Origin of the sequence: Paenibacillus jilunlii (assembly GCF_900102965.1) — a bacterium.
In the GTDB taxonomy this organism is placed as follows: domain Bacteria; phylum Bacillota; class Bacilli; order Paenibacillales; family Paenibacillaceae; genus Paenibacillus_AQ; species Paenibacillus_AQ jilunlii.
On sequence record NZ_FNGM01000001.1, the window covers coordinates 888,985 to 910,720 of the forward strand.

Annotated in this window: 20 protein-coding genes and 1 pseudogene; 16 read left to right on the forward strand and 5 right to left on the reverse strand. The window is 51.0% G+C overall.

From position 1 onward, the window contains the following. The first annotated feature begins 44 nt into the window (after nt 1–44). Together BLQ82_RS04255 and BLQ82_RS04260 are read left to right on the forward strand one after the other, a co-directional pair. Complete coding sequence (locus BLQ82_RS04255) at nt 45–701, forward strand: TetR/AcrR family transcriptional regulator (protein WP_208861942.1); 657 nt, start codon at nt 45–47, stop codon at nt 699–701. A gap of 34 nt (nt 702–735) precedes the next feature. Then, nucleotides 736–2,232, forward strand: coding sequence for a DHA2 family efflux MFS transporter permease subunit (locus BLQ82_RS04260; RefSeq protein ID WP_062527983.1), 1,497 nt, complete (start codon nt 736–738; stop codon nt 2,230–2,232). 94 nt (nt 2,233–2,326) lie between these two features. Here BLQ82_RS04260 and BLQ82_RS04265 read toward each other — a convergent pair whose 3' ends face one another. Beyond that, on the reverse strand, nt 2,327–3,640 hold the full coding sequence (locus BLQ82_RS04265) for a hypothetical protein (RefSeq protein ID WP_062527985.1): 1,314 nt from the start codon (nt 3,638–3,640) through the stop codon (nt 2,327–2,329). 225 nt (nt 3,641–3,865) lie between these two features. Between BLQ82_RS04265 and BLQ82_RS04270 the strand changes: the two genes are divergently transcribed. From BLQ82_RS04270 to BLQ82_RS04285, 5 genes are read left to right on the forward strand one after another with little or no spacing between them, the layout of a single operon-like run. Beyond that, nucleotides 3,866–5,092: a M20 metallopeptidase family protein gene (locus BLQ82_RS04270; RefSeq protein WP_062528548.1), complete on the forward strand. Its 1,227-nt coding sequence runs from the start codon at nt 3,866–3,868 to the stop codon at nt 5,090–5,092. A 28-nt stretch (nt 5,093–5,120) separates the two neighbouring features. Beyond that, nucleotides 5,121–5,957, forward strand: a complete 837-nt coding sequence (locus tag BLQ82_RS04275) for an enoyl-CoA hydratase/isomerase family protein (RefSeq protein WP_062527987.1) — start codon at nt 5,121–5,123, stop codon at nt 5,955–5,957. 7 nt (nt 5,958–5,964) lie between these two features. Next, a complete protein-coding gene (locus BLQ82_RS32525) occupies nt 5,965–6,462 on the forward strand; it encodes a Clp protease/crotonase-like domain-containing protein (RefSeq protein WP_244280687.1) in 498 nt (165 codons plus the stop codon). Between the two features lie 2 nt (nt 6,463–6,464). Beyond that, entirely contained in the window at nt 6,465–6,785 is a 321-nt protein-coding gene (locus BLQ82_RS32530; RefSeq protein ID WP_244280698.1) for an enoyl-CoA hydratase-related protein, read from the forward strand. A gap of 55 nt (nt 6,786–6,840) precedes the next feature. Beyond that, a complete protein-coding gene (locus BLQ82_RS04285; protein WP_244280688.1) occupies nt 6,841–8,058 on the forward strand; it encodes an L-serine ammonia-lyase, iron-sulfur-dependent, subunit alpha in 1,218 nt (405 codons plus the stop codon). A 120-nt stretch (nt 8,059–8,178) separates the two neighbouring features. On the opposite strand, the gene BLQ82_RS04290 is transcribed toward BLQ82_RS04285, so the two are convergent. Further along, a complete protein-coding gene (locus BLQ82_RS04290; protein WP_062527992.1) occupies nt 8,179–9,078 on the reverse strand; it encodes a DMT family transporter in 900 nt (299 codons plus the stop codon). Between the two features lie 132 nt (nt 9,079–9,210). Here BLQ82_RS04290 and BLQ82_RS04295 point away from each other — a divergent pair, with 132 nt between their 5' ends. The 5 genes from BLQ82_RS04295 to BLQ82_RS04315 all read left to right on the forward strand — a co-directional run bounded on the left by BLQ82_RS04295 (nt 9,211) and on the right by BLQ82_RS04315 (nt 14,270). Continuing rightward, nucleotides 9,211–10,077 (forward strand): LysR family transcriptional regulator, encoded by an 867-nt coding sequence (locus BLQ82_RS04295; RefSeq protein WP_062527996.1) that lies wholly within the window; start codon nt 9,211–9,213, stop codon nt 10,075–10,077. Nucleotides 10,078–10,170: 93 nt separating this feature from the next. Beyond that, nucleotides 10,171–11,220, forward strand: a complete 1,050-nt coding sequence (locus tag BLQ82_RS04300; protein ID WP_074647746.1) for a LacI family DNA-binding transcriptional regulator — start codon at nt 10,171–10,173, stop codon at nt 11,218–11,220. Then, nucleotides 11,220–12,380 carry a Gfo/Idh/MocA family protein gene (locus BLQ82_RS04305; RefSeq protein ID WP_062528000.1) on the forward strand — a complete coding sequence of 387 codons (1,161 nt, stop codon included), beginning with the start codon at nt 11,220–11,222 and terminating at the stop codon, nt 12,378–12,380. Before BLQ82_RS04300 ends, BLQ82_RS04305 begins: the two co-directional genes overlap by 1 nt. A 39-nt stretch (nt 12,381–12,419) precedes the next feature. Continuing rightward, the gene (locus BLQ82_RS04310; RefSeq protein ID WP_062528003.1) at nt 12,420–13,148 is read left to right on the forward strand and encodes a ThuA domain-containing protein; all 729 of its coding nucleotides are present in this window, start codon (nt 12,420–12,422) and stop codon (nt 13,146–13,148) included. Nucleotides 13,149–13,166: 18 nt separating this feature from the next. Then, nucleotides 13,167–14,270 carry a Gfo/Idh/MocA family protein gene (locus BLQ82_RS04315; RefSeq protein WP_062528005.1) on the forward strand — a complete coding sequence of 368 codons (1,104 nt, stop codon included), beginning with the start codon at nt 13,167–13,169 and terminating at the stop codon, nt 14,268–14,270. A gap of 232 nt (nt 14,271–14,502) precedes the next feature. Here the strand turns inward: BLQ82_RS04315 and BLQ82_RS04320 are convergent, their stop codons facing one another. Further along, nucleotides 14,503–15,393: an AraC family transcriptional regulator gene (locus BLQ82_RS04320; RefSeq protein ID WP_062528007.1), complete on the reverse strand. Its 891-nt coding sequence runs from the start codon at nt 15,391–15,393 to the stop codon at nt 14,503–14,505. A 124-nt stretch (nt 15,394–15,517) separates the two neighbouring features. On the opposite strand from BLQ82_RS04320, the gene BLQ82_RS04325 reads away from it, so the two are divergent. The 3 genes and pseudogenes from BLQ82_RS04325 to BLQ82_RS32535 all read left to right on the forward strand — a co-directional run. Continuing rightward, nucleotides 15,518–16,405, forward strand: a complete 888-nt coding sequence (locus BLQ82_RS04325; protein WP_062528009.1) for a sugar phosphate isomerase/epimerase family protein — start codon at nt 15,518–15,520, stop codon at nt 16,403–16,405. A gap of 23 nt (nt 16,406–16,428) precedes the next feature. Then, complete coding sequence (locus BLQ82_RS04330) at nt 16,429–17,493, forward strand: Gfo/Idh/MocA family protein (RefSeq protein ID WP_062528011.1); 1,065 nt, start codon at nt 16,429–16,431, stop codon at nt 17,491–17,493. A gap of 444 nt (nt 17,494–17,937) precedes the next feature. Then, nucleotides 17,938–18,141, forward strand: a pseudogene (locus BLQ82_RS32535) (carbohydrate ABC transporter permease); the annotation flags it as partial. A 17-nt stretch (nt 18,142–18,158) separates the two neighbouring features. Here BLQ82_RS32535 and BLQ82_RS04340 read toward each other — a convergent pair. After that, entirely contained in the window at nt 18,159–18,977 is an 819-nt protein-coding gene (locus tag BLQ82_RS04340; RefSeq protein ID WP_062528016.1) for a helix-turn-helix transcriptional regulator, read from the reverse strand. Nucleotides 18,978–19,091: 114 nt separating this feature from the next. Between BLQ82_RS04340 and BLQ82_RS04345 the strand changes: the two genes are divergently transcribed. Then, nucleotides 19,092–21,284: a glycoside hydrolase family 88/105 protein gene (locus tag BLQ82_RS04345; protein WP_163704409.1), complete on the forward strand. Its 2,193-nt coding sequence runs from the start codon at nt 19,092–19,094 to the stop codon at nt 21,282–21,284. A gap of 105 nt (nt 21,285–21,389) precedes the next feature. Here the strand turns inward: BLQ82_RS04345 and BLQ82_RS04350 are convergent, their stop codons facing one another. After that, nucleotides 21,390–21,596, reverse strand: coding sequence for a DUF1657 domain-containing protein (locus BLQ82_RS04350; RefSeq protein WP_062528020.1), 207 nt, complete (start codon nt 21,594–21,596; stop codon nt 21,390–21,392). Nucleotides 21,597–21,736 lie beyond the last annotated feature (140 nt).

The window sequence follows — 21,736 nt, forward strand, 5'->3', positions numbered from 1 at the left end:
ATTTTGGGCGTAAATTTAGTTCTTGTTAAACGGTGTTTAAAACGTTGATTAGACAAGAGAGGGGGAAAGGGGATATTGCCGGATTTATGACCAGAGAACACAACATTACAGCTCATACAGAAAAGGACACGAAACAGACCATCCTTGAAGCGACCGTGGATCTGATTCGCAATGAGGGCTTCAGCTGTGCCACAATGCGTAATATTGCCGCCAAAGCAGAGACGAATCTCGCCCTGGTCAACTATCATTACGGCTCTAAGGAGAAACTGCTGGCAGATGCGGTAAAGATGCTGCTCTCTACCTTTGATGATGCCTTTAAAGTGCTGGAGGACGATACAATGCCGCCAAGGGAGCGGCTTAAGGAATTTTTTGTCCGTTATATAGAAGAACTCAAGCGTTACCCCGGAATGGCGAGACAGATGCTTGACCAGAGACATCTTATTATGAGTTCCCTGGATGAATACACGCGCTACTGCAAAATGATGCGGCTTGAAAAGATTTTGCAGGCGATTCAGGAGATTACCGGTGAGCAGGACAAAAACAAGCTGATGATGATGCAGCTTCAGATATATGGTGCAGTGGTTGTCCCTGTGATTATGCTCTCCAGCCTGCCTGAGGACAAATCTGATTTCGTTCCGGTTTTTAATCCTCCCGCCATTGAGGAGCAGATCGACGGGTTGTTCGACCGTTATTTTCAATAATACTAACCAAATAGAGAAATGAGTGGGGAAAAGAATGACAAATACAACGGATGCGAAAGGCGCTCCTGCAGAGCAGCCCTTCTCACTGAAGGCTATACTGCCGCCATTGCTGGCCATTATCGTAGGGATGATTATGGTTATCCTCGACGGAACAGTAGTCAATGTAGCCGTGCCTAAGCTGGTCGAATATTTCAATACTGACCTCAAAACCGTACAATGGGCCATTACCGGATATACGCTTGCCCTGGCTGCTGTAATCCCTCTTGCCGGGTATATGACGGACCGGTTCGGTTCGAAGCAGGTATTCGTTTCAACAGTCGCTATGTTCGTACTGGGCTCTATGCTGTGCTCAATCGCGCAAACTTCAAGCCAGCTGGTACTCTTCCGTGTCATTCAGGGACTGGGCGGCGGGATGGTTGCTCCAATCGGGATGGCGATGGTTTTCAGACTGGCTCCGCCGGAACGCAGAGGGTCGATCATGGGTCTTCTCGGTATTCCCATGCTGCTTGCTCCTGCACTCGGACCGGTTTTGTCCGGATGGCTGGTGGAATATGTGAGCTGGCACTGGATTTTCCTGATCAACGTGCCAATCGGAATCGTAGGGATTACGCTGGGCATCAAATATCTGCCGAAGACAGAAACGAAAGGGAGAGCCCATCTCGATATTCTGGGCATTATTCTGGCTCCGGTAGCCTTCTCCATGCTTGCTTACGGTGTGAATCAGGGCGGCGGTGAAAGCTGGTCCTCAACGGGTGCCATTGTAGGGTTGTCTGTGGGCGGAGTGGCGCTGGTATTGTTTATCATTGTAGAGCTGCTTCATAAGCATCCTCTGCTGGAGCTTCGCGTATTCCGATCATCGGATTTCACCCGGGGGATTATTCTAAGCTGGGTAACCCAAGCTGCATTGTTCGGTTCCATGCTGTTTGTACCGCTGTATTTGCAGCAGATCCGCAATTATACTCCGCTGGAAACGGGCCTGATCCTGCTGCCGCAGGCGCTGGCTTCCGGGATCGGCATGCCGCTGGGCGGCCGCCTGTTTGACAAAATCGGTGCGCGTCCATTGGTATTTGTCGGTCTGAGCATCATCTCAACCGCACTGTTCATGCTTTCGGGTGTGACCGTGGATACCGGCCTGCCGTTCATTATGTCTACTTTGGCAATGATGGGTCTTGGCATGGGTCTTTCGATGATGCCGGTCAACACCCATGTGCTGAACTCGGCGCCGCGTGAATGGGTGAACCGGGTTACACCTCTCACCGCTGCTGCCCAGCAGGTGGTGGTGTCCTTTGCAGTGGCCGGGATGACCGGTTATCTGACCAGTCAAATAGCAGTGCATATGGGTAAAATGGCCGCAGGTTCGAATCCGCTCTCTGCCATGGTTCTTGGATTCAATGATGTGTTCTTTTTCTCAGCATGCATCGCTGTGGCAGGTGTGGTCATCAGCCTGATTCTGCGCCGGCCGAAGACAGCCGTTGCTGCGCCTTCCCAGGAAGAGCAGCAGACCGATGCTGCTATGATGATGGGGCATTAATCTTAAGCGAATATTGTAAGAATGAAGAACGTCCCTTGCTGCCGGTTGGCAGGAAGGGACGTTCTTTTTGCGTTATATTAAAGAAGCATGCGTATCATTTTCCAATTTTGCGCCCTTCTTTGTCAAGAAACAACAGCTCGTAGTATTTTTTGGGCCGACCCTTACTGTTTTCTCGTTTTTCAAATACCGGTTGTACATATTTATTTTCTTCAATCTTGTTAAGGATACGGTTCGCACCTCTGACGGTGATGGACAGGCACTGAGCGACATCCTCAGAGGATAATTTATTTGTTCTCATAATTTCTGCATAAGACATGATTTTCTGCAAATTGATGTTGTTTATTCCAATCCTTTTGGCCAATGCGATGATTTCCGGGTCCCCTTGTTCAGAGAACTGTATGACATTCATGCTCCGCATTGGGCCGATGACCTTCTGATTCTCGTTTATAAAAAAGCTGCAGTTGCCCGTAAAGGCGTTCGCCTGTCTGTGAGCTTTGGTGGCATTTTCGTTAGCTTGAAAATACTCATGCCCCGAGCCCCACCCTATTTTTACCTTGTCGCTTATCTGCTCTTCCAGATACTCCAGCAGGGTGCAGTTATGCGCGTTAGAGGTAATTTTCATGAAATTTCCGTAGGTGGTGTACAGTCTGACAAAGCCTTCCGAAATTTGGGCCGTGTCTGCAAGATTCACGCTGCGCAGAAACCTGCTGACAAGGACTTTCAGCTCATGAAGTTCGTCTTCGGATGGCGGCTGCGTTGTTTTGGCCGATATGCATGCTACAACTGCCCTCTGGTTCTTAAGCTTGAGGATAGTAATTTCGTTGATGATCTCTTTTATGGTCTCTTTAACATTTTCCAAAGTGGGCCGTATTAGGATATATCTTACTCCGTGCTTTTTGAGTTCTGGAACAAAATGACCGAACGCCGTGATGGACAGGTCTATTTTCTTTTCTTCCCACAGCGTGATATGGTTCTCGAGCATTGTTTCCACTCGTTCAAGCAGATCGCCGCTATCAATGGGCTTTCCTTCGTGAGTCAGGTATTTTTGGAATTCCCTGAAGGAATCAATAATATATGCATAATCCACATAGATCCTGGAGATGTCAAGCCCGGGTTCTGTAACCAGTAGCCGGAAAAGTTCTCTATACAGAAGGTTTTCATTATCCTGCAAAATGTGAACAGGCACTTTCTCATCCAGACATTCCATACCTATTGACTCGTAAAGCAACCTGCCACTGATCACAAATCCGTCCACCGAACCTAAGTTTTTCAGATATACGTCTTTGGTTTCCCGGAAGTTGCTGATCGTAAGAAACCGAAACTGACATAAGGGCCGCATTTCTTCTTCAATGATGCGGAAATAGTCCATATGGGTCTCAGGCGTGATGATGCCCAGCTTGATTTTCATAGTAGATTCCTTTCATAAACAATTCAATCAAAAGAGTTATATCACAATAAATGTGATATTTCAATCTTCCCGGTAGCTTAGAAATTATGTTCTTAAAATGTCTAATATTATATTGACATCTTGTAGATTAAAAAGTACGATAAAAGTGTTCTTAAAAAGTCTTAAAATACGAAAGGAGGTCATTTTCGCTCTGTTGTTACATTAATTCAATTTGTGTTTTGGGAGATGTTCATTGTGATTGAAAAAACGGATGACTTTCTGAGTATGGCCAATCAGCTTCAGGAGAAATTGGTCATGTACAGGCATCATCTTCACGCGATTCCGGAACTTGATTTAAGTCTGCCCAGAACAAGTGCTTACGTAAAAGAGAGGTTGGAGTCGATGGATCTTAAGCCCATTCCCGTAGGAGAATCAGGTTTAATGGTTACCATCGGCGGACAACATGCCGGGAAGGTGATTCTTATTCGTGCAGATATGGACGGGCTGCCGATTAAAGAAGAAACGGATCTTTCTTTTGCGTCACTGAACGGAAACATGCATGCATGCGGCCATGACCTGCATACTTCTATGCTGCTTGGAGCTGCAGAGATCCTGAAGGCAAACGAAGGACAGCTTCGCGGGACGGTTAAGCTTATGTTTCAGCCGGGTGAAGAAACCTTGCAAGGGGCAAAGATGATGCTTGAACACGGGATTCTCGACAATCCTAAAGTGGATGCAGCAATGATGCTTCATGTGTTGACTGGAATGCCCATTCCTGCCGGGCAATTTGTAGTGCCTGAGGCCGGAGGGGCGATATCAGCTTCTTCCGATTGGTTCGAACTCATCATCCGCGGACGGGGCGCACATGGAGCGATGCCGAGTGCCGCGGTGGACCCATTAAATGTAGCGGCTCATCTTCATCTGGCGCTGCAGGGGATCATAAGCCGCGAGATTTCGCCAATTGAGAGTGCAGTCCTTACAATTGGTGTGATGGAAGGTGGAAGTGCCAGCAACGTGATTCCCGATACTGCCAGAATCAAAGGCAGCGTACGCACATTTGACGCCAAATTGCGTGATAAAATCGAAACCCGCATCCACGAAATTTCTGCAGGTATTGGAGACATATTTCATGCAAAGGTGGATGTGATTTATACCAGGGGCTGTCCTGAGGTGAAAAGTGACAGTGAGCTGAACCATCAAATGAGAACTACTATTGCAAACACCTTTGGCGCCAGTTCCTGTATCGGTTTAACCCAATTAATACCCGGCGGTAAATTAATGGGATCGGAAGACTTCTCCTTTGTATCCCAAGCGGTGCCAAGTACCTCAGTGTTTCTTAATGCAGGCAATACCGGAGAAGGTTATGGTTACCCGATGCACCATCCAAAGACGATGTTCTCGGATGAGGTGCTTCATAGAGGAGCTGCGGCTTACGCTGCTTTCGCCAGAGATTGGCTTGAAAGTAATAGATAAGTTCTTAACACAACAAGGAGGAATTGAAATGTCAGAAAGACGTATGATTGGACCAACCAAATTTGAGGAGTACTCGGAGAAGTACAAGGACTTTCTATTAATGACCCGCCGTGACGGAATCATTGAGGTGCGATTGCATACTGACGGAGGATCCTATAAACATTCTTGGGAAGCCCATACGGCCTGGTCCCATGCATGGTCCGATATTGGCCGTGACCCTGAGAACGAGGTCATGATCATTTCCGGAACAGGGGATAAATGGGTAATCGGGGACCCTGAGGTCTGGAATACGAAATTTATGGATTGGCCGAAGCAAAAGAAGCTCGAACAGTATCATGAATCGCTGAGACTGCTTGAGAATCTGATATTCTGCATCGACATCCCCACCATCGGGGCGATCAATGGGCCGGGAACGCACTGTGAGCTAGCGACTCTTTGTGATATTACCATTTGTACCGAAGACGCGGACTTTTTTGATCCGCATTTCCTGGGAGGCACACCTCCGGGAGACGGGATGCTGCTTACGCTGCAGAACATGATAGGTTTCAAGAAAGCAGCATACTACGCATACACCGGCAAGAATATCAATGGTCAAACAGCATTGGAACTGGGCATAGTCAGTGAAGTCCTCCCCCGCGAACAGCTTCTTCCCCGCGCATGGGAACTAGCCGAGATGATTATGCAGGCACCGCGTTCAACGAGACATCTGTCCCATTCAATTATCTCCCGTCCATGGAAACAAGCATTGGTCAGTGATCAAGGGTTCCAGCTTGCTCACCAAATGTATGACATGGCCATTGATGAAGAAGGTGCTCTGGAGAGACTGAAGAAAATGCAAGGACGTCTAATGGGCAAAGAAGTGTAATAGAGATATGGCGGGACCTACAAGATTCGAAGAGTACTCAGAGAAGTATAAAGACTTATTCTTAATGACCCGCAGCGGCGGCATCCTCGAAGTGCGTATGCACACTCGCGGGGGACCGTTACAATTCGACTGGCCGGTCCAGACAGCATATGGTCATGTATGGTCAGATATTGGCCGTGATCCTGAGAATGAGGTCATGATCCTTACAGGAACAGGGGAGTTGTGGCAGATTGGTAATCCTGAAGTCTGGACAACAAAATTCATGGATTGGCCGAATAGCCGGAAAGTGGAAATGTACCATGAGTCATTGAGAATGATTGAAAATATGATCTATTGCATCGGCATCCCCACCATTGGCGTGATCAATGGCACAGGATCACACTGGCAACTGGGAACACTGTGTGATATTACCATTTGTGCTGAAGGCACAGCGTTTTTCGATGCTCATACCCGGGCGGTGTACCGCCTGGAGATGGAATCGTCCTGGCACTTCAAAAGATACTAGGCATCAAGAAAGCGGCATTTTACGCATACACGGGTATGAACATCAATGCTCAAACGGCATTAGACCTCGGTCTGGTTAGCGAGGTACTGCCTCACGAACAGCTTCTTCCCCGTGCACGGGAACTGGCAGAGATGATCATGCAGGCACCCCGCTCTACAAGACATCTTGCCCATTCGATTGTGTCGCACCCATGGAAGGAAGCCCTCGCCCATGATCAAGGCTTCCAGCTTACTCGCCAATTGTACGATATGGCCATTGATGAAGAAGGGATTTTTGAGCGGCTGAATAGAATTAAGGAACGTTTTCAGAGGAATGGGCGATAGTATATTTTGGCCAAGCACCACGAAGATTTCATGCTGAAGACAACTGAGAAGGGGGATGGGTGCAGTGAAATCGTTGACAGAACTATATAAGATTGGCAGTGGACCGTCCAGCTCCCATACCATGGGGCCGGAGAAGGCGGCCAGAATCTTCAAATCAGAGAATAAAGACGCAGACCAATTCAAGGCGCTGATTTATGGTTCCCTTGCCAAAACAGGCAAAGGCCATATGACGGACAAGGCCATTATTAGAGCACTGGCACCCGTTCGGGCGGAGATTCAATTTGTTCCACAAGCCGATTTTGTTCTGCCCCATCCCAATACCATGGACTTTTTCGCTTACAAAGACGGGCAGCAAACCACATCCATGCGTGTCTTAAGTATCGGCGGAGGGGACATTGTTATTGAGGGCCGGGAGGAGATGCAAACGCCCGATGTCTACCCGGAGAACACCTTTGCAGAAATCAGTACAATTTGTAAAGCGAATCAGATCCGCCTAAGCGATTACGTCGAACAATGTGAAGGCAAACAGATCTGGGATTTTCTAAGTGGGATTTGGGAAGCGATGAAGCGTTCGATCGACGAAGGGCTTGCTGCCACCGGTATTCTGGAAGGCGGTCTGAATGTCGAACGCAAGGCGCAATATCTGTATAATCAGCGGCATATGGATGAGGGCCCGGAGACGCGGGAGAACAGGATCGTCAGCGCCTATGCTTTCGCCGTCAACGAGCAGAATGCCGCCGCTGGCACAATCGTAACGGCCCCGACCTGCGGGGCCAGCGGTACCGTGCCGGCCGCGCTCCGGTATATGCAGCAAAAGAAGCATATCCCGGACGAACAGGTTCTCCGGGCGCTGGCAGTCGGCGGGCTCATTGGCAATCTGGTGAAGCAGAACGCCTCCATCAGCGGTGCTCAGTGCGGCTGCCAGGCGGAGGTTGGCACTGCTTGCTCTATGGCATCGGCTGCACTGGCAGAGCTGTCTGGTATGGGGATCGACCAGATTGAGTATGCGGCGGAGGTTGCCATGGAGCACCATTTGGGGTTAACCTGTGATCCGATTAACGGACTTGTTCAGATTCCTTGCATCGAGCGGAACGCGGTGGCTGCGATGCGGGCGATCAATGCGCTGAGCCTGGCCAATTTCTTATCCAATACCCGTAAGATATCTTTTGATCTGGTTGTACAGACCATGTATGAGACAGGCCTGGATATGAACAGTAGTTACCGCGAAACTTCAGAAGGCGGGCTAGCTAAGCTCTACAAAATAGACAGTTAGACTCAGATTCTGGGTCCAGTAAGCGAGTACTGTTGTAAGAATGAAGAACGTCCCTTGCTGCCGGTTGGCAGGAAGGGACGTTCTTTGCGCTATATAAGGTCAGGCTGCTGCGGCACTAAGCTACAGATTCGCCCGCCGCTTCTTCAGCATTCTTGCTGGCGGCACTACATGCAGCTTGCCCAGCAGCTCCGAGGCGATGATGCCCAGCAGCACCAGCGCTGCGCCGGTGTAGCCCTGGAGGGAGAGCTTCTCATGCACGAACCAGTAGCCGAAGAAGGCAGCGAAGACCGGCTCCAGCGCGAAGATCAGGCCGGTACGGGTCGGCGAGGTGTACTTCTGGGCCACGGGCTGGAGGATGAAGCCGCAGGCGCTGCAGAAGATGCCGAGGGCCAGAATGGCAATCCAGCCGGGCAGGGTGGACGGCAGGGAAGGCGTCTCGAAGACGGCTGACAGAATCAGGGCATAGCCTCCGGCGAAGCCGAGCTGCAGAATGCCGATGTTCAGCGAGTCACTGGTCTTGACCGCCCGGGCTGTGACCAGGATCTGCACCGCATAGAACACGGCAGACAAGATACAGAGAAGATCGCCGGGCCGGACCTGCAGCGAGCCGTTCAGCGTAAGCAGCCCGATGCCGCTGATGGCGAGAACGGAGCCGAAGATTTGCTGGGGTGCGACTCTTTTTTTGAAGACAAGAACCTCCAGCATGGGAACGAACACAACAGTCAGAGCCACCAGGAAGCCGGCATTAGAGGTCGTGGTCGTCTTCAGCCCGAAGGTGATGCAGGTGAACACCCCAAGCAGCAAAAAGCCGAGCAACGCTCCATACTTCAACGTTCTGGCATCGATGCTGCGCAGCCGCCTGCGGAACAGCAGTCCCGCCAGCAGGAAGGCCAGCCCGAAACGCAGGGCAATCAGATTGAATTCTCCCAGTGTTCCCAGTCCCATCTTCATGAACAGGTAAGAGGAGCCCCAGAACATAGTTACAGCCATAAGCAGCAGTTCAGCCTTAAGCGGCTTCATTCTTTCATCATCCTTCATCATTCCAAGTTGCAAGCCACTATAGTATAATATGCTCGAATACATAAGTTAACTGAATGTTTATCATAGAATACATGAGTAAAACTCATGTGATTTCAGGAGGTGCATAGCAGTTTGAGCATCAGCAAATACGAGGTGTTTCTAAAGGTAGTGGAGCTGGGAAGCCTGACCCGGGCCGCAGAGGTGCTGGGCTTCACCCAATCGGGAATCAGCCACACGATCAGCAGTCTGGAATCGGAATTTGGCTTCACTCTGCTGCTGAGGAACCGCTCGGGAGTCAGGCTGACAGTCAACGGCGAGCAGGTGGTTCAGCCCATCCGCGAGATCATGAAATGGAATGAGCAGCTGAAGCAGCAGGTCGCAGATATCCATGGCCTGGAGACAGGGACGATTACCATCGGCACCTTCACCAGCGTTTCGGTTCACTGGCTGCCGGGGATGATTAAGCAGTTCCGCCAGGAATATCCTTATATCGGGTTCAAGCTGATGGAAGGCGGTTATCTGGAAATCGAGCAATGGATCGAGGCCGGAGTGGTGGATTGCGGATTTATTTCATTGCCCACAAGGGAGAACTTCGAGGTGTTTCCGCTGAAGCAGGACCGGATGCTGGCCATTCTCTCCAAGGAGCATCCCCTGAGCAAGGCCCCTTATATGCCGCTTGCGCAAATCGCCCATGAGGATTTCATTATCCCCAAGGCAGGTTCGGATTACGATGTCAGGAGGGTGCTGGAAAAGGCAGCAATCAAGCCGAATATCAAGTTTTCGGCGGGGGATGATTATGCCATTATTGCCATGGTGGAAAACGGGCTTGGCATCAGTATTCTGCCTGAGCTGGTCATCCAGCGCCAGAACCATAACGTCGCCATGCTGGAGCTCGAAGAACGCAGCTTCCGTTCACTGGGCATCGCCGTGCATTCCATGAGACATGCTTCTCCGGCGACCAGACGGTTCCTGGGGCATGTCCAGTCCTGGTTCAAATAGGGATTGACGCCAACCGCTCTTCGTGAGAGAATGTACGCGTGTACATTATACAAGATTTGAGGGGAGCTTAGGCTCCCAGAACTTTTGGAAAGGATGATTGCTATCGCAAGCCGCAAAGAGGTTGCCGAGCTTGCCGGAGTTTCCGAAGCGACTGTCTCCCGTGTGCTGAACAATGTCGGTCCGCTGAAGGAAAAGACGAAGGAGAAGGTTCTTGCAGCCGCCAGGGAACTGGGTTATACGCCTAGTTCGCTTGCCCGCAGCTTTGCCCGCAGGCGCAGCGGCAACCTGGGCGTCATCATGCCCTATCTGCCGAAAGCCCGGTTGTTCTCCGCGTATTATTTCTCCGAGATTCTGAGCGGAATCGGCAGCCGCGCCAGGGAAGAAGGGTATGATCTGCTGATGATCTTCCGCGATGCCGATGAGCCGCTGGATTACTGCGGGCTCTTCCGTATGCGCAAGGTGGATGCCTGCATTGTGCTGGGTGCCAAGGAAGAGGCAGGCGAGCTTGCCGCGCTGCGGCAGCTGAAGCAGGAAGGGCATCCCTACTGCCTCATCAACCAGCATTTTGCAGGTGAGGGCTTCCATGAGGTGGACGCCGATCATGTGGAGGGCTGCCAGCTTGCGGTGAAGCATCTGCTGCAGCAGGGCTTCACCAGAATTGCTTTCCTGAATGGTCCGCAGGCCTATTCGAACAGCCGGGACCGGCTGGAAGGATATATGCGGGCATTTCAGGAGGCAGGCATTCCGGCAGACCCTTCGCTGTTGTTCGAAGGGAACTTCAGCCGCAGAAGCGGAATGGCGGCTGCACAGGTTATTGCCGCACAGCTGGAGCGGATTGAGGCTGTGGCGGCAGCCAATGACCGGATGGCCATTGGCCTGCAGCAAGGCCTCCGGGAGCTGGGCATCCCCGCAGAGCGGATGCCGGCGATCGTCGGCTATGACGATTCGGATGCAGCAGAGCTGACAACACCGGCACTTAGCAGCGTGAGGGTACCCTTTTATCAGCTGGGGGAAATTGCTGCAGCCAAAGTGCTGGAACTGCCGGAGAGCGGAAGCGGGGATACGGTGCAGGAGATTATCCAGGTGAAGCTTCCCGCCAAGCTTATTGTGCGTGCTTCATCATTAAGATTAGGAGGGATGTAATGAAACAGCTGCGCATCGGAATGATTGGATACAAGTTCATGGGCAAGGCACACAGCAATGCTTACCGGAGCCTGCCGATGTTTTTCCCGAAGGCGTTGAAGCCGGAGATGGCAGTGCTATGCGGGCGGAATGCTGCAGCCCTGCAGGAGGCCGCAGCCCAGCTGGGCTGGTCGGATACCGTAACCGATTGGAGAGAACTGGTTAGCCGCGACGATATTGATCTAATTGATATCAATGCGCCCAGTGATGCGCATAAGGAGATTGCACTGGCCGCGGCGAAGGCCGGAAAGCATATTTTTTGTGAGAAGCCCCTGGCCCTGACGCTGGCGGATTCCCGTGAAATGTTGGAGGCCGCAGAGGAAGCCGGAGTGATGCATATGGTTGGCTTCAACTACCGTTTCTCACCGGCAGCCCGCCTGGCTAAGCGGCTGGTCGAGAGCGGACGGCTGGGACAAATCTATCATTTCCGGGCCTGGTTTCTGCAGGATTGGATTCTGGACCCCGAGTTCCCGCTGGTATGGAGACTGCAGAAGGAGATTGCCGGTTCCGGTTCGCATGGCGACCTCGGGGCGCATCTGATTGACCTGGCCCATTTTCTGGTTGGCGACATCCAAGAGGTGATCGGCATGAGTGAAACGTTCATTAAGGAACGGCCTTTGGCTGCCGAGATGACGGGTCTTAGTGCCAAAGCGAGTGCCGATGCCCCAAGAGGAGCGGTAACTGTAGATGATGCCACACTGTTCCTGGCGCGTTTTGTAAACGGTGCCATCGGCAGCTTTGAGGCTACGCGTTTTGCTGCCGGCCACCGCTCGACCAATTCCTTTGAGATCAATGGCAGTCTTGGGAGTGTGAAATTTGACTTCGAACGGATGAACGAGCTTGAGGTCTATCTGACTTCTGACGAGGAGGATGTGCAGGGCTTCCGGCGGGTGCTCGCCACAGATCCGGCCCATGATTATGCCGAAGCCTGGTGGCCGCCGGGACATACGATCGGTTTTGAGCATACCTTCATTCATGAATTTCTGGAGCTGGCATCGGCTGCTGCAGAAGGCCGCCAGCCCGTGCCGAATTTTCACGATGGCGTGAAGTGCCAGGCGGTGCTGGAAGCCGTAGAACGGTCGGTGCAGGAGCGGCGCTGGGTTGAACTGTCTGAAATGTAATGGACTTTATGCAATTATTCGGGAGAAGGAGCGATAAATATGAAAAAAGCATTAATCGTATGGGGCGGCTGGGATGGACACGAGCCGGAGCAGGTTGCCGGAGTGTTCGCCGGACTTTTGCGTGAAGCCCAGTTCGAGGTCGAGGTTGCCAATACTCTGGAAGCATTCGCTGACGGGGAAAAGCTGCTGGGTCTGGATCTGATTGTACCGGTCTGGACGATGGGGGAAATCTCGCAGGAACTGGTCAACAATGTGTCGGCAGCGGTTCAGAATGGAACCGGACTCGCGGGCTGCCATGGCGGGATGTGTGATTCTTTCCGTACCAATGTGGACTGGCAGTTCATGACTGGCGGGCAATGGGTTGCCCATCCCGGCAATGACGGTGTGCAGTATACGGTAGAAATCTGTCAAAGCTCCAGCCCGCTGACCGCAGGCATGGAAGATTTCGATGTCACTTCTGAGCAATATTATCTGCATGTCGACCCGGCTGTGGAGGTGCTTGCCACCACCCGGTTCCCGGTGGTCCAAGGGCCGCATGCCACAAACAAGGCAGTGGATATGCCTGTGGTCTGGACCAAACGCTGGGGTCAGGGGCGGGTCTATTACAACTCGCTGGGTCACCACGCCGACATCGTGGAGCTGCCGCCTGTGAAGGAACTGATGCGGCGGGGGCTGCTCTGGGCGGCAGAGGGCAAGCAGGAGGCTTCGGCGAACCCGAAGCAAACGGCGGGGGCCGGCTACAGCGGCATGGCGGACAGCCAATTATAAGGCGGGAGCGATCAGGAGATGAAAAAAGTTAAGGTTGGCGTGATCGGCTGCGGCAAGATCAGCAGCATTTATATGGAGAATTGTCAAAAGTTTGAGATTTTGGACCTTGCCGCGTGCGCAGATATGGACCCGGCCCGGGCGGCAGAGCAGGCAGCCGCTTACGGAATCCCTAACGTATATACCGTAGAGCAGCTGCTCGCAGACCCGGAAATTGAAATCGTAATCAATTTAACCATTCCGGCTGCACATGCCGAGATTAGTCTGCGGGCACTGGAGGCCGGCAAGCATGTCTATGTTGAGAAACCGCTGGCGGTCACCAGAGAGGAAGGACGCAAGGTGCTGGAAGCAGCCAGAGCCAAAGGGCTGCTGGTTGGCAGCGCCCCGGAAACCTTTTTGGGTGCCGGAATCCAGACCGCGCTGAAGATGATTGAGGATGGTGTGATCGGCAGGCCGGTGGCGGCGACATCGTTCATGATGAGCAGGGGACATGAGTTCTGGCATCCTGACCCGGAATTCTATTATGCCGCAGGCGGTGGGCCAATGTTCGATATGGGGCCTTATTATTTGACCGCACTCGTTCAGCTCCTTGGCCCCATCCGCACGGTAGCAGGTATAACCGGTAAAGCGTTGGCAGAACGGACAATTACGAGTGAGAAAAAAGCAGGCAAAAAAATTCCGGTGGACATCCCGACCCATGTTGCCGGGACGCTGCAATTCAGCAGCGGCGCAATCGCTACGCTGATCATGAGCTTCGATGTGTTCGGCGGCAGCGATCTGCCGCCGATTGAGATCTACGGTACGGAAGGCTCCCTCCAGGTGCCTGATCCCAACACGTTCGGCGGCACTGTTAAATACCGCCGGACGGGAGAGAGTGAATGGCGGGAACAGCCGCTCCTGCCCGGCTACGACCAGAATACGCGGGGGATCGGTCCCGCGGATATGGCTTATGCCATCCGTACCGGCCGTCCGCACCGGGCCAGCGGTGAACTGGCCTACCATGTGCTGGAGGCCATGTGGGCTTTTCATGATTCCTCCGACTCGCAGCGCTTCTACGAAATGGAGAGCAGCTGCGGGCGCCCGTCACCGCTTCCTCCGGGGCTGGCGCCGTATACACTGGACTGAAATGAGCGGACTCTGCTGCATCCCCTCCCTGCCTGCCGTTTGATAGGCAGGCAGGGGATGCTGACCTTTTGAAGTGCTGGAAGTGGTACCATAAGTGTAAGTAAGTATTCGGGATTCTGCAGCAAAAGCACAGCACCGCTCACATACCGTGAACGGTGCTGTTTTGGTGGTATGGGAAATCAATGAATCTCCTGTCCGCATCATACGCGGATTCATTCGGCTGGGACAGCATTTACAATTTTCTAGCGACGGAGGGGGTTAATCCCTTGTACTGTTTGTACAGCTTGGTGAAGTAATTGGGATTGTCACAGCCGACTTTGCCGGCAATTTCTGTGATTGTCATATCCGTTTCCAGCAGCAGCCGCTCGGCTTCATTGACCCGGTAAAGGTTAACATAATCGATGAAGGTGCGTCCGGTCAGCTTTTTGAAGGTTTTGCAGAAGTGGTATGGATTCAGATTTACGAATCTGGCAGCGCTCTCAATGGTGATTTTCTCATCCAGATGTTGTTCCAGATATTCCAGCAGCGGTTTGAAGCGTTCTCGGTTGACCGAGTAGCGTTCGCGGTGATGCCTGTCAGACATGCGCTGAGGCGGGAAGGTCCGCGAGAGCAGTGTGAAGAACAGATGAAGCTGGTTTTTGACAACCAATTGAAAAGCAGGGTTTTTGTCCTGGACCTCTTGTATAAGTGATTCAAGCAAAGGGTAAAAGGTGCTGCATACCGGGTTCTGCTCGACAGGCTTAACCGGAAATTGATAGAGATTATTCAAGTAGGGTGCCACAAACTGTTCATGTTGGGAATCCTGATAACGGTCCTTGAACAGGGAAGCATGGAACACAATGGACACGAATGCGATCTCCCCGCTGCTCAAGCTGTATCCGACATGAAGTCCTCCGGAAGGTACAATGATGACTTCTCCGGGCCCGGCTTCATAGGGTCTGCTGTCTACATGAAAAATCGCTCTGCCCTTCTGCATCACAATGATTTCGAAATGCTCATGCCAATGCAAAAAAAGAATGTTCTGCTCCGCTTTGACGTCCCGGTACTGATTGAAAAACAAGCGGAACGGATAGGTCTTCTCTTCAAGCTGAGGATACTCCTTCAATTCCTTCGGATAGGTCACGGCCAATTCAACTCCCGCAATATTCAGCTATTTTTACACAAGATAAGAAGAGATTTTGCAGCAAATGAGCTATATACTTGCATTGCTGAACTAACTATAAACCAATATTGGAGTGGTATACAAGATGCATGATACTCTTAGAATCGGAACACTGGTCGGAGCGCCGGATGCAGTCCGGGTAATCCCGCAGATCGTGAAGCATGGTTTTGAATCCTTCAGCCTCACGTTCTGGCAGACTACAGGTGCTACGGATTTGGCGGAGACCGCAGCACGGGTGCGTGAGCTGGCTGCTGAACATGATTTCATCATTTCCTCGGTTGGCATTTTTGGCAACCCGTTGACTGGCACTGGCGATAATGCAGATACGCTTGCAAGCTGGGAACGGCTCATTGACCATGCCCATTTATTCGGGACCGATATGGTATCAGGATTCACAGGAAGACTGACCGGACAGTCTATTGACGAGTCTCTTCCGAAGTTTGCCGGAGTATTTGGTGAGCTGTCCAAGCGGGCGGCCGACAAGGGACTCCGGATTGCTTTTGAAAATTGTTCAATGGGCGGCGATTGGCAGACAGGAGATTGGAATATTGCCCACAACCCGACAGCCTGGGAGAAAATGTTCAACGCTGTTCCGGCGGACAACATCGGACTGGAATGGGAGCCATGCCATCAGCTGGTGGCGCTGATTGATCCGATTCCCCAGCTGCGCAAATGGACAGACAAAATCTTTCACGTGCATGGCAAGGATGCAACCATCGCCTGGGATATTGTCAAGGAATACGGTATTCATGGTCCACAACCCTATGTATGGCACCGGACACCGGGCTTTGGCGACACGAACTGGACAGATGTGATTAGCATTCTGCGGCAGGCCGGTTACAAGGGCACCATCGACATTGAAGGCTGGCATGATCCCGTTTACCGGGATGAGTTGGAAATGACCGGTCAAGTCCATGCGCTGAATTATTTGAAGCATTGCCGGGGAGGCAGCTTCATCCCTAATCCAATCTAATAGAAGAAAGAGGTGAACCTTCGATGACAGCACAACATCGTGTTGCCGTCGCCGGCTGTGGAGGCATGGCTAACGAGTGGATCAGTTATGCTGTGAGGCGGCCGGATGTCCGTATTGTCGCACTGGTGGATATCCGGCTGGATGCGGCAGCGGCCATGGCCGGCAAGCATGGCTTAACCTGTCCGGTTTTTACTGATATAGGACAGGCGATCGAACAGACTGGAGCGAATCTAGTCTTTGATGTGACCATACCGGCCAGCCATTATACTGTTGCCAGCACAGCACTTACACATCAATGCGATGTGTTCAGCGAGAAGCCGCTAGCTGAGACCATGGAGCAATGCAATGCTATAGTTGCTCTAACGGAACGCACCGGCAAAAGCCATTCAGTCATGCAGAACAGGCGGTATGACCCCCGTATCCGCTCTCTGCGTCACCTGATTGAAGCCGGAGAGATTGGAAGAATCGGCTTCATCGGGGCGAGCTTTTTTCTGGCACCGCATTTTGGCGGCTTCCGTGATGTGATGGAAAGCCCGCTGCTGCTCGATATGGCCATCCATACCTTTGACCAGGCCCGGTTCATCAGCGGCGCAGACCCCGTTACAGTGTACTGCCAGGAATTCAATCCTCCGGGGTCCTGGTATGCGGGAAATGCTTCGGCAGTCTGCATATTTGAAATGTCGGACGGATCTGTGTTCTGCTATCAGGGCTCCTGGTGTGCAGAAGGGGCTCCAACCTCATGGGAAGCCTCCTGGCGGATTCAGGGGGATAAGGGAACTGCGGTGTGGGATGGTACAGGAATGCCATATGCCGAAAAGGTAACGGACCATAACCCGGACGGCACATTCATCCGTGACCACGACCGTGTTGAAGGTGAAGCAGCTGAGCTGAAAGAAACCTTTCATCACGGCTGCCTGGAGGAAATGTTTCAGGCGCTGGCTGAACGCCGCCCCGCTGAAACCGATTGCCGGGACAACCGTTACAGCATGGCTATGGTTTTTGGAGCGCTGGAGAGTGCCCGGACGGGAAGGAAGGTAGAGCTTGCCGATCTTATGTCCAGTAGCGGAGTGAGCGTATTGGGCAAATAGGATGCGGCCGCAGGTGAGCTGAAAACCAACCGGTAGAGTAGAGAGGCGCTTTGGGCAGGAGGCGATGCCTGCTGTTCAAAGCGTTTTTTTGCTTCCAGGAACCTATAAAATTCTATATTAGTCTGGAAGCTGCTCCTGATCGAACTATTGAAGCTCAGACTGAGTTAGCCAACATACAATTGCACTTTATACAATAGATAATCTCTAAATCAGCGGGAAAATTGAATCTGTTGCACTTTGTACAGCAGAATCGGACGAAAAAGACGCTTTTGACTCAAAAACAAGAAATCTACTGCACGAAATGCAGCAGAATGTGATTCGCCGCAGAACTCTCAGCTTTCTATTGTACAAAGTGCAATCACCCAACGGTTACACTAATTCACTCTTTATACTTTCCCCAACAGCCGCGTCGGAGATATTGAGTTTTTCTTATTTAAAATCATTTTGCCGCTGGCGTTTAGGGAAATTCTAATTTCCAACAGTACGGATGAAATGATGTCCGGAACAGTAGCTCAGGACAGGGCAGCAATTGGGGAAACGATAAAATATGCAACCATTATGGTTGCTACACTCCCAATTTTGGCGGCGTATCCATTCTTGCAGAAGTATTTTGTTAAGGGAGTAATGGTTGGAGTGCTCAAAGGTTAAACTTGACTATGACTCCACTACAATCCAGCATATTTATTGGGGGAGATTCCCTCTATTTTCTTAAAGTACCTGCTGAAATAAAACATGTCGCCAAAACCAACTAATCTTGCAGTATCGGTTACGGAGCAGCCGTTTTCCAGAAATTCTTTTGCACGGGCGATCCGGTATTTGATAATAAACTCAAAGGGAGTTTCACCGGTTGTTTCCTTGAAAATATGCCCCAGATGGGAGCGGCTGATATGTATACTGTCGGCCAGCTCATTTAGGGTTAACTTTCGGGTATAGTTTGCTGCAATATAGTTGATTACTTTCTCCACTTTATGAATGGCGCTGTAATTTATGGTGTTATGTTCCATGTATTTAGAAATAAGAAGAAGGATTTCCATGAAGTCGGCGCGGCATCTGAACGTCCGGTTCTCGTGCCCTGATGACCAATGCCGCATGAACTCTTCAAATAATTCGGTCAAACGGCGGAATAGATACCGGTCCTGAATATGGGTGTGAGCCGGAAAAGGAAGCGCAACATCAAGATTAACCCAATTGCCGTTCTCCATAATAGGGCAGGCATATTGAAAATCAACAGTGTAGCATTTCACAAGACAGTTTGGATTCGTATCGCCCCTTCTCATGTCTCCGGGTTTAAAATAAACAAGATCTCCGCTTACGGCTGTAAACTCAGCATCATTACAAAGGAGATTGGCTTCACCATCAAATATCAACATCAGATTATGATGATGAAAAACAGCATGAGGAATTTTCCAGGAAGGGGTAGAGTACCGTTTGATCGCCAGGTGAAAATGTGGAACCATGGAGTTTAAAACATCGGTAGTCTTCAAACCGTCACACCACCAAATAATCGGTATATATTACAAATGGAATCATATCATGCATGCCTTAAACATTCAATATATGCTAACATAAATCGTAGAATACTTCATAAAGGAGTTGTGATGATGAAGCCCTATTTTGATGAACAGGAAAGTATTTATTCGAAGTTGTATGACCGTACAGATGAGATTCTTGAAACCGTTGCCAATGCCTACATTGGAAGGAATCCTGCGCTTCCTTTGGAGTTCCGGAGTTTTTCGCGGGAAGGCTTTCTTAAGAAGAATAATGGAAGATATGACATGAATTTAGAGGAGAAGCTGCCAGAAGCCAAACCGGGCCAGTATGCTTATGTCTTTGGTCTGCTCTGGAGCAACCATGACGGGTGGACGGACTTTGGAGTGAGCTGCTATGGTCCAACTGCTGTTTATTTGAACCGGGAATTTCTGTATAAATCCGATATTCATGAAGAAGCAAATCCTAAGGTAAATAAAGGCATTCGTGCCAAGCTGCAAAAGGGCTGGAATTCTGTATGCATTAAGTTTGTGAAGACAGCATCAGGTTTTGGCGGGATTTTTGGTACGCTGCACACCAAATGGAATCCCATGGAGTTTATGTCTCCCTTCCAGGAAAGAAAGGGACAGGCCGGCTGGATCTATTCTGACGCAATGGACGCGGACTGTTTCAGCGAAGAGCATATTCCGGAATATACTGTTCTGGAAGAGCAATCCGGCATGGTCTGGCACCCCGAGCTTTCCTGGGATATAGAACAAATGAAGTTGAATCCGTGCACGCGGATTTTCGGCAATATGCCCCACAAGGTGGCCTACCTCTGGTCAGAGCTTAGCCATTCCAGCGCTGGCTCAAAGGTGTGCAGCCTGAAGGGGAGTTCCACAGGGAAGCTGAGGGTGTGGCTTGATGGCAGCGAGGTGTTTTCAGGAGCGCTGAAGCCATCGGATATGGCCGAATTCAAGCTGGAGCCGGGGAAGCATGAGGTGCTGGTGGAGCTGTGTTCCCCGGAAAACGGATGGGAGTACGGCTTTGACTTCATCATCGATGGGGAAAACGTTGCATTATCGATTCCGAGAGGTGTAAAGGGGAGCTGCGAACCATGGCTGTACCTGGGGCCTTTTGACAAACAGCTGGAGGAACCCGCCGATAGCATTTGTTCCCTGTACCGTTTGTTTGAACAGGGGGATAGCCAATACTTCTGGAGGGTGGACCGGCCGGATACATGGGTAAGACCTTACTTAGACAATGCTCTCTTCGCCAAATGGAATTATCCCCTTGGGGTTACGCTTTACGGGCTGCTGCAGACCGGCAGATTCTTACAGAAGCAGGGAATCCTCGATTATGCGGTGAACCATATTACAGAATGCACCCGGATCTATAAATATGCGAAATGGGATGCGGAGCAGTACGGCTATCCCTCGGTAAACAATCAGCTGGTAGAAATGGATATGCTGGATGACTGCGGTTCATTCGGCTCCGCTGTGCTCGAAGCATACAGTGACTCGCAGGATCCTCATACTCCTTATCTGGTTGAACAGATCGCGAATCATATGGAATATAAGCAGGAACGGCTTGAAGATGGAGCCTTCTTCCGCATCTGCCTTAACAGCTTCCAGGAAAATACGCTATGGGCTGACGACCTGTATATGAGCACCCCGTTCTTAATCCGCTATTACCGGCTGACGGGGGAAGCCAAATATCTGGATGATGCAGCAAGACAATTTAACCGGTTTAAGAAGTATCTGTTTATTCCTGAATTCAAGATCATGTCCCATGTGTACGACTTTAAGCACAACAAGCCTACCAATGTCCCATGGGGCCGGGGCAACGGCTGGGTGTTCTTCTCCCTGTCGGAGTTGCTGGAGGTTATGCCGGAAACGCACGTGGAGCGGGAGGACCTGCTGACATTCTACAATGAGCTTGCTGAAGGGTATATGGCTTTGCAGGGAACCAGCGGGCTGTGGCATCAGGTGTTGACTCATCCGGATTCCTATGAGGAAACCTCCTGCACCAGTATGTTTGTTTACGGTTTATCCAGAGGAGTCCGCCACGGCTGGATTAGGGAGGACATGAAGTCCAAAGCGGTAATGGCGGTGAACAGGGGTTGGGAAGCCCTGACGAAATATGGCATTGACCGGTTCGGGAATGTACACGGGGTATGCCGGGGTTCCGGATATTCCTTCACACCTGAATATTATAAGGTCGAGCTGAACGCGTTGACGAATGATACCCATGGTATTGGGATTGTGTTGCTGGCGGGCATCGAAACTGGCAAATTGTCGAAGTGGCTGAAACAAAAGAATTAATTCAAGGTTCCTGAAGCCGATAAAGTACAGGATCATTAACAGGTTGTCCCTCAGCAGAAGTGCCAGAGAGACAGCCTGTTTTTTTCTGAACCTCTTCAAATGGATTTAAAACCCTTTATATTGCGGTTCCTCATTTTCCAGCTCAGTCACGCGGCTTTGCACTTGATCCACAATTTGCTGGGTTTGCTGGGCTGCATTGGTGAACAGGGTCTTGGCTTCCTGGTTCTGCGTTTCCATTGCAAATTGCTCCAGGCTGGCCTGGGCGCTCTTCAAAGAAGAGACACAGGTTTTCACTTGAGAAGCTACGGTCATTTCTTACACCTCCCTCGAATGATGGTTCGTTAACGCGATATAGTATCTGTTGGGACCAAGAATTGTATACTCTACTTGTCAGCCAGCAAAAATTTCATGGTTAATTCCGTTCCTTCTGACAAATAATGAAGGGCGACAGA